The sequence below is a fragment of the Candidatus Protofrankia californiensis genome, assembly GCF_900634765.1.
In the GTDB taxonomy this organism is placed as follows: Bacteria; Actinomycetota; Actinomycetes; order Frankiales; family Frankiaceae; genus Protofrankia; species Protofrankia californiensis.
Genome location: NZ_CAAAFT010000226.1, coordinates 19677 through 27826 on the forward strand (window position 1 = coordinate 19677; position 8150 = coordinate 27826).

The 8150-nt window shown below is 67.7% G+C and carries 7 protein-coding genes; all 7 read left to right on the forward strand.

The window, feature by feature from the left end; all coding sequences use genetic code 11:
* The first annotated feature begins 64 nt into the window (after nucleotides 1-64).
* Nucleotides 65-550, forward strand: a complete 486-nt coding sequence (locus DD1DGNOD_RS12400) for a hypothetical protein (RefSeq protein ID WP_131766700.1) — start codon at nucleotides 65-67, stop codon at nucleotides 548-550.
* A 231-nt stretch (nucleotides 551-781) separates the two neighbouring features.
* Nucleotides 782-1936 carry an acyl-CoA dehydrogenase family protein gene (locus DD1DGNOD_RS12405; protein WP_131766701.1) on the forward strand — a complete coding sequence of 385 codons (1155 nt, stop codon included), beginning with the start codon at nucleotides 782-784 and terminating at the stop codon, nucleotides 1934-1936.
* A 10-nt stretch (nucleotides 1937-1946) separates the two neighbouring features.
* Nucleotides 1947-3581: an acyl-CoA carboxylase subunit beta gene (locus DD1DGNOD_RS12410; RefSeq protein WP_131766702.1), complete on the forward strand. Its 1635-nt coding sequence runs from the start codon at nucleotides 1947-1949 to the stop codon at nucleotides 3579-3581.
* Nucleotides 3582-3586: 5 nt separating this feature from the next.
* Complete coding sequence (locus DD1DGNOD_RS12415) at nucleotides 3587-5572, forward strand: acetyl/propionyl/methylcrotonyl-CoA carboxylase subunit alpha (protein WP_131766723.1); 1986 nt, start codon at nucleotides 3587-3589, stop codon at nucleotides 5570-5572.
* Nucleotides 5569-6333, forward strand: a complete 765-nt coding sequence (locus DD1DGNOD_RS12420; protein ID WP_131766703.1) for an enoyl-CoA hydratase/isomerase family protein — start codon at nucleotides 5569-5571, stop codon at nucleotides 6331-6333. Before DD1DGNOD_RS12415 ends, DD1DGNOD_RS12420 begins: the two co-directional genes overlap by 4 nt.
* On the forward strand, nucleotides 6333-7130 hold the full coding sequence (locus DD1DGNOD_RS12425; RefSeq protein ID WP_131766704.1) for a TIGR03084 family metal-binding protein: 798 nt from the start codon (nucleotides 6333-6335) through the stop codon (nucleotides 7128-7130). The genes DD1DGNOD_RS12420 and DD1DGNOD_RS12425 overlap by 1 nt, the downstream gene beginning before the upstream one ends.
* Nucleotides 7127-8150: acyclic terpene utilization AtuA family protein (locus tag DD1DGNOD_RS12430; RefSeq protein ID WP_131770172.1), on the forward strand; the 1024-nt coding region annotated here is incomplete at its 3' end. The genes DD1DGNOD_RS12425 and DD1DGNOD_RS12430, both read left to right, overlap by 4 nt.

The window sequence follows — 8150 nt, forward strand, 5'->3', positions numbered from 1 at the left end:
GTGCGATCATGCTTTTTGTCGCGCGGCCGGAGGCCTTGAGGAAACCTGGGCTGGGAGGGAGTGGATGTCGGTGTCTGTGGGGCTGAGCGCCGGGCCGGGTCTGGTTGACGACGGCCGGCTGGCCGATGCTGGTGACCAGGCGGGCCAGCCTGATCCGAAGGTGCGGGCAAGGGCGCAGAAGCGGTCGTTCAGCGCCGATTACAAGCTGGCGATCTTGGCGGAGTACGAGGTGGCGACGTCACCGGGTGCGAAAGGTGCTATTCTGCGCCGAGAGCGGCTGTACGCGGCGCATATCGCGTTGTGGCGCCGGGCCCGGGACGCTGGCGCCTTGGCGGAGTTGTCAAGGCCGATCGGCCGGCCGCCGGCGGATGCCCGTGACACCGAACTCGCTGAGCTGCGCGCGAAGAACGGGCGGTTGGAGAGAGAGCTGGCGAAGGCCCAGCTCGTGATCGATGTCCAGGGAAAACTGCACGCGCTCTTGGAAACGTTGTCCGGGAGCGCGCCCGCGGACAACGGCGTGCCGGTCTCCTCAAGGAGGCCGAGCGGGTGATGGAGGATGCGATGGTCGTGCTGGTACCGGAGATCGGTGTGGCGGCGGCGTGCGCCGCGGTCGGCCGGTCCCGGTCCACGTACTACCGGCGGCATCGAAGAAGCCCGTATCCTTCACAACTTCTGTCTCGAAAAGGTTGCCCGGTTGTGGCGGTTGATGCGTCCGTGGCCTATAAGGCGTGATCGCTCCTCCTTTGGTTCGCTAGTCAATGAATAATCACTTGGAGACGGTGTGGAGTTCGGTGAGGACGCGGAGCTGCAAGCTCTGCGGGAGACGGTCGCGGCGATCTCTAAACCGTTCGGCGGCGCTTACTACACCGAGCACTCGGAAGCCAGGAAACCGACCAGCGAGGTGTGGGCGGCTCTCGCCGAAGCGGGCTTCATCGGCGTGAATCTCCCGGAGGAGTACGGCGGCGGAGGCGGTGGCATCGTCGAACTCGCCGCCGTCTGCGAGGAGAGCGCAGCTCAGGGGTGTCCACTGCTGCTCCTGCTCGTCTCGTCGGCGATCTCAGGAGAGGTGATCTCCCGCTTCGGCAATGAGGAGCAGAAGCAACGCTGGTTGCCGGGCCTCGCCTCCGGCGCCCACAAGATCGTCTTTGCGATCACCGAGCCCGACGCTGGCTCGAACACCCACAAGATCGCGACACGGGCTGTCCGGGACGGCGACGACTGGCTCCTCACCGGCCAGAAGTACTACATCTCCGGCTTCGACGAGGCTGCCGCCGTGCTGGTGGTGGCCCGTACCGGCACCGACGAGGCCACCGGCAGGGCACGCCTGTCGCTGTTCGTCGTGCCAACTGACGCGCCCGGCCTGACCACCCACCCGCTGCCGGTGGCGGCGCAGGTTCCCGAACGGCAGTTCACGCTCTTCTTCGACAACGCCCGAGTCGCCTCCAGCGCGCTCATCGGCGAGGAGGGGGACGGGTTCCGGCAGGTCTTCCACGGCCTGAACCCGGAGCGGATCACCGGCGCCGCACTGTGCGTCGGCATAGCCCGGTACGCGCTGGGCAAGGCTGTCGACTACGCGCGCAACCGACAGGTGTGGGAACATCCGATCGGCGCGTACCAAGGGATTTCGCATCCACTGGCGAAAGCAAAAATCGAAACTTCTCTCGCCGCGTTGATGACGCAGAAGGCCGCATGGGTACATGATCATGGTTTGCCCGCGGGCGAACCCTCGAACATGGCCAAGTACGCCGCCGCGGAGGCCGCGCTCGCAGCCGTGGACCAGGCTATTCAGACCCACGGCGGCAACGGGATGGCTGTCGAGTACGGCCTGGTGCCGTTGTGGGGACTGGCCCGGGTGCTGCGCATCGCGCCGCTCAACCGGGAGATGATCCTCAATTACGTCGCGCAGCACAGCCTCGGCCTTCCTCGGTCGTACTGAGGGGATACATATGACGATCACTGCTACACACCCCAGGGCAGTCGAAGGCACACCTTTGAGATCCCGTCTCGACACGACGTCGGATCTGTACCGCACCAACCGTAAAGCCCAGTTGAAGAACCTGGCCGAACTCGACGAGCAGCTCGAGCTCGCGCGGGCGGGAGGCGGGCAACGTTACCGGCAGCGCCACCATGAAAGGGGCCGGCTGCTGGTGCGTGAACGGATCGAGCTGTTGCTCGACCGCGACGCACCATTCCTGGAGCTGTCCACGCTGGCCGCATGGGGAAGTGAGTTCACCGTCGGGGCGAGCGTCGTCTCCGGCATCGGGGTGGTCTCCGGTGTCGAGGTACTGGTTCTCGGACATGATCCGACCGTGCGCGGCGGCGCGATGAACCCCTACTCGCTGAAAAAGACGCTCCGCGCTCTGGAGATCGCCCGGCGCAATCGCCTGCCTGTGGTGAATCTCGTCGAGTCCGGTGGTGCCGACCTGCCGAGCCAGGCCGACCTGTTCGTCCAGGCCGGAAAGATCTTCCATGACCTGTCCGAACTCTCGGCGATGGGCATCCCCACCATCGCGCTCGTATTCGGTAACTCCACAGCGGGCGGCGCATACGTACCAGGTATGTGTGATTACACGGTGCTTGTGGATCAACAGGCCAAAGTGTTTCTCGGGGGCCCGCCGCTGGTCAAGATGGCGACCGGCGAGGAGTCGAACGACGAAGACCTCGGAGGCGCCGCGATGCACGCTCGCGTCTCAGGGCTGGCCGACCATTTCGCCGTCGACGAGCAGGACGCAATCCGCATCGGCCGGCGCATCCTGTCCGAGATCAACTGGCGGAAGAGCGGTCCCGGCCCGAGCCTGCCGGCTGATTCACCCCTTTACGATCCCGAAGAGCTGCTCGGGATCGCGCCAGCGGACTTCCGGGTTCCGTTCGACCCGCGTGAGGTTCTTGCCCGGGTTGTCGACGGCTCCCGGTTCGGCGAGTACAAACCCGACTACGGCACGAGCATCGTGACCGGCTGGGCCTCCATCCACGGCTTCCCGGTCGGGGTGCTGGCCAACGCCAACGGCGTCCTTTTCAGCGAGGAGGCCAAGAAGGCGTCGGAGTTCATTCAGCTGGCCAACCAGGCGGACACGCCGTTGGTATTCCTGCAGAACACCACCGGGTACATGGTCGGTGCGGCCTACGAGCAGGGCGGCATCATCAAGGACGGCGCCAAGATGATTAACGCCGTCACCAACAGCACTGTGCCGCATCTGACGATCAACATGGCCGCGTCGTTCGGCGCCGGCAACTACGGCATGTCCGGTCGGGCGTACGACCCGCGGCTGATGTTCGCCTGGGTGGGAGCCAAGTGCGCCGTCATGGGTGCCACCCAGCTCGCCGGTGTGTTGTCGATCGTCGGCAAGGCCGCGGCCGAGGCGTCCGGCCGGCCGTTCGACCAGGACGCAGATGATCAACGTCGGGAGGCGGTCGAACGCCAGATCAGCGCCGAGTCGCACTCGTTCTTCATGAGCGGCAAGCTGTACGACGACGGCGTCCTCGACCCCCGCGACACCCGCACGGTGCTCGGTATCGCCCTGTCTGCCGCTCATTCGGGCCCGATCGAGGGGCGCCGCGGTTATGGCGTCTTCAGGATGTGAGTCTTGTGGTCACGAAGCTGTTGATTGCTAACCGCGGTGAGATCGCCTCGAGGATCATCCGCACCGCCCATGACATGGACATCGCCACGGTCGCGGTCTACTCCGACCCGGACACCGATGCCCCGTTCGCCAGCGAGGCCGACGAGGCGATCCGGCTGCCCGGGGCGACACCGACCGAGACGTACCTCAGGGGCGACCTGGTGATCGCCGCCGCGCAGCGCGCGGGGGCCGACGCGATCCACCCCGGCTACGGTTTCCTGTCGGAGAACGCCGATTTCGCCAGGGCCTGTGCCGACGCGGGCATCGTGTTCGTCGGACCGCCTCCGGAAGCCATCGAGGCGATGGGGTCGAAGACCAGGGCGAAGGAGCTGATGGACAAGGCCGGGGTGCCCGTCCTGCCCGGATTGGTCATCGACTCCGAGCTTCTCTCCGACAGCGACCAGCTCGCTCAGGCAGCGGCGGACCTGGCGTTCCCGCTGCTGGTCAAGGCCGCCTACGGCGGTGGCGGACGCGGCATGCGGATCGTCCGCCAGGTCGGTGACCTCGCGGAGGCGGTCGCCAGCGCGCAGCGCGAAGCGGCGTCGGCGTTCGGGAACGCAACCGTGTTCCTGGAGCACTATGTCGAGCGCCCCCGTCACATCGAGGTGCAGATCTTTGCCGACCGGCACGGCAACGCGGTGCATCTGTTCGAGCGGGAGTGTTCCATCCAGCGGCGCTACCAGAAGATCATCGAGGAGGCTCCTTCGGTCGCCGTCGATGACGAGCTGCGCGACCGCCTCGGCTCGGCCGCGGTCGCGGCCGCCCACGCGATCGGCTATGTCGGCGCCGGGACGGTGGAGTTCGTACTCGACCAGCACGGACAGTTCTTCTTCCTCGAGGTGAACACGCGGCTGCAGGTCGAGCATCCGGTCACCGAGCAGGTGACCGGCCTCGATCTCGTCCGCGCCCAGCTCCTCGTGGCCGAGGGAGCGCCCCTGCCCGACGACCTGCGCCGGGCGCGTATCACCGGCCATGCCATCGAGGCCCGGCTGTACGCCGAGGACGTCCCGGCCGGCTTCCTGCCGGCGACCGGGACGGTGCACCGTTTCGAGGTTCCGGCGCTGGAGGGGATCCGCGTCGACAGCGGGATCGCCGACGGATCGGTGATCGGCGTCCACTACGACCCGATGCTTGCCAAGATCATCGCTTATGGTCCGACCCGTGACGCCGCGATTCGTCGCCTCGCCCGGGCCCTTGCCCGGACCCGTGTCGACGGCGTGACCACCAACCGTGAGCTTCTGGTGGCCATTCTGCGGGAGGAAGAGTTCCGCGCCGGCGCCATCGACACGGGCTATCTCAGCCGGCACGACCCGGTGACGATGGGTTCACCCGTCCTCTCCGAGGACGTCCTCGCGACCCACCTGGTGGTGGCCACACTCACGGCCGCCGCGCAGCGCCGGGCGAACGGAGTGCTCCCGACGGCGCCGCCCGGGTGGCGCAACGTCCCGAACGCGTCCCAGCGCAACGTGCTGGAGGTGTCCGGCCGGCCGATCGAGGTCCTGTACCGCCAGCACGGTGATCGCGTCGATGCCAGCGTGGACGGCCGCGCGGTGGAGGTACTGGTCCACCACATCGGCTCCGAGCGGTCCGACGTCACCGTCGGCGGCGTTCGCTCGACCATTCACGTGACCCGCAGCGGGACGGTTTTCCATCTCGACGGCCGCGGCGGCTCGACCGTGGCACGGGAGGTTCCACGGTTCGTCGAACCAGGCGCGAGCGTCGCGGCGGGTTCGTTGATCGCACCCATGCCGGGCACGGTCGTTCGGGTCGCCGTGGAGGAGGGCGAGGCCGTTACCGCGGGCGACGTGGTGCTGGTACTGGAAGCGATGAAGATGGAGCATACGGTAACCGCACCCCAGGACGGCGTGGTGGTGGAGATCAACGCGCACCAGGGTCAGACCGTCGACGGCGGCTACGTTCTGGCTGTGCTCGCCGTTGGCGAGCAGTCATGACAGCACCGGTCACCTACGTCCTGGACGGACCGGTGGCGTGGCTGACCATCGACCGACCGGACACGCGCAATGCGCTGTCGGCCGATGTCAGGCAGGGCCTGCGCGACGGTATCGCCAGGTTCAACGCCGACGACGCGGCGGCTGTCCTCGTGCTCACCGGCGCGGGGGATCGGGCGTTCTGCGCCGGCGGCGACCTGAAGGAGATGGCCGACGGCGCCCTGCGGGTACCGTCGCCGGACTATGTGCCGCAGATCGGCCGGAACATCAACGTCGGCAAACCCGTGATCGCCGCGGTCAACGGTGTGGCATACGCCGGTGGTTTCCTGCTGACGCAGTGCTGCGACCTCGTGATCGCCGCCGACGGCGCCAAGTTCGCGATCACCGAGGTCAAGGTCGGCCGTGGTGCACCGTGGGCCGCACCCCTTCCCTACCTGCTGCCGGCGCGCATCGCCATGCAGATGCTGATAACCGGCGATCCGCTGTCCGCGCAGCGCGCCTACGAGCTCGGTCTGGTCAACGAGGTCGTCCCCGGCGCGCAACTGCGTCCCCGGGCGCAGGAACTCGCCGAAAGGGTCGCGGCCAACGCCCCGCTGTCGGTCCGCGCCGCCAAGCGGACCGTCGGCCTGCTCGCCCAGCTGCCGTTGTCCGAGGCGTACGACGAGGCGGAGCGGATCTGGGAGCCGGTCTACCTCAGCCAGGACGCGCAGGAAGGACCCCGGGCGTTCAGCGAGAAGCGCACGCCGGTCTGGACCGGGCGCTGATGGCCGCCGATGTGCGGTCGCTGCTGGCTGACCTGGCCGCCGAGACCGAGGAGCTGACAGTCCTCCTGCGTGGCCTTGACGAACCCGGCTGGCGGACGCCGACGCCGGCCGCCGGCTGGGACATCAGCGACCAGGTCAGCCACCTGGCGTATTTCGACGACGTGACAACGCTCGCCGCGACCGACCCGGAGCGCTTCGACGTCGAGGCGAAGAAGCTGACCGATCTCGGTGACGACTTCGCCGCGCACGTCGCCCACTGGTACCGGGACCGCTCGGGCAGCGAGCTGCTCGGATGGTTCGAACAGGCGCGGAGTACGCTGCTGGAAACACTGGCCTCGGTCGAGGCCGGGACGAAGCTGCGCTGGTTCGGTCCTCCGATGAGCGTCCCGAGTTCGGCCACCGCCCGCCTCATGGAGACCTGGGCGCATGGGCAGGACGTCGCCGACGCCCTGGGGGTGCAACGCCGGCCGACCGACCGGCTCCGTCACATCGCGCACCTGGGTGTCGCGACGGTCGGCTGGAGTTTCGCCGTACGACAGCTCCCCCCGCCCGACAGGCCGATCCGGATCAGTCTCACCGCCCCCGATGGCTCGCGCTGGCAATGGGGACCTGAGGATGCGGCCGATGTTGTCACCGGTCCGGCTCTCGACTTCTGTCTGCTCGTCACCCAGCGCCGCCACCACGCGGACCTCGACCTACAGGCCACCGGAGCCGCCGCGACCCGCTTCCTCGAGATCGCCCAGGTCTTCGCCGGGCCGCCGGGTGCCGGTCGTCCTCGGAACGGAGAACACCCATGACCGCACCGGTAGCACAGCGGCGTCCGATACGCATCGCCAACTGCTCGGGCTTCTACGGAGACCGTATCGATGCCGCGAAGCACATGGTCGACGGCGGTCCGATCGACGTGCTGACCGGCGACTACCTCGCCGAGCTCACGATGCTGATCCTGTGGAAGGCCCGGCAACGCGACTCCGAAGCCGGGTACGCCCGCACGTTTCTCACCCAGCTCGAACAAGTACTCGGCACCTGTCTGGACCGCGGCATCAGGATCGTCACCAATGCCGGCGGTCTCAATCCTCAAGGACTGGCCGAGAAGGTGGCCAAGGTCGCCGCAAGTCTCGGTCTGTCTCCCCACGTCGCCTATGTCACCGGTGACAACCTCGTGGACCGGATCGGAGCGCTGCAGGCGGCCGGCGAACCGTTCGAGAACCTCGACACCGGACGCAAGCTCGCCGAGCTGGGCGTGGAGCCGGTGACCGCCAACGCCTATCTCGGTGGATGGGGCATCGCCGCCGCGCTGGAGTCGGGAGCCGACATCGTCGTGACGCCTCGGGTGACCGACGCCTCTCTCGTGCTCGGCCCCGCGGCCTGGTGGCACCGTTGGGAACGGACCTACTGGGATCAGCTCGCGGGAGCGGTCGCGGCGGGTCATGTGATCGAATGCGGTCCGCAGGCATGCGGCGGCAACTACTCCTTCCTTTCGGAGATCACCGACCGGCGGTATCCGGGGTTCCCCATCGCGGAGGTGGCCGCCGACGGCAGCAGCGTCATCACCAAGCATGCCGACACCGGTGGCCTGGTCTCGATCGGTACGGTCACTGCTCAACTGCTCTACGAGATCGCGGGACCCGCGTACGCCAACCCCGACGTCATCGCCCATTTCGACACCGTCCAGCTGTCGCAGGAAGGTCCGGACCGGGTGCTGCTGCATGGCACCCGGGGGAGTGCCCCGTCGGACCGGCTGAAGGTCGCCGTGAACTACCTCGGCGGATACCGCAACACGATGACCCTGGTCATCACCGGCCTCGACATCGAGG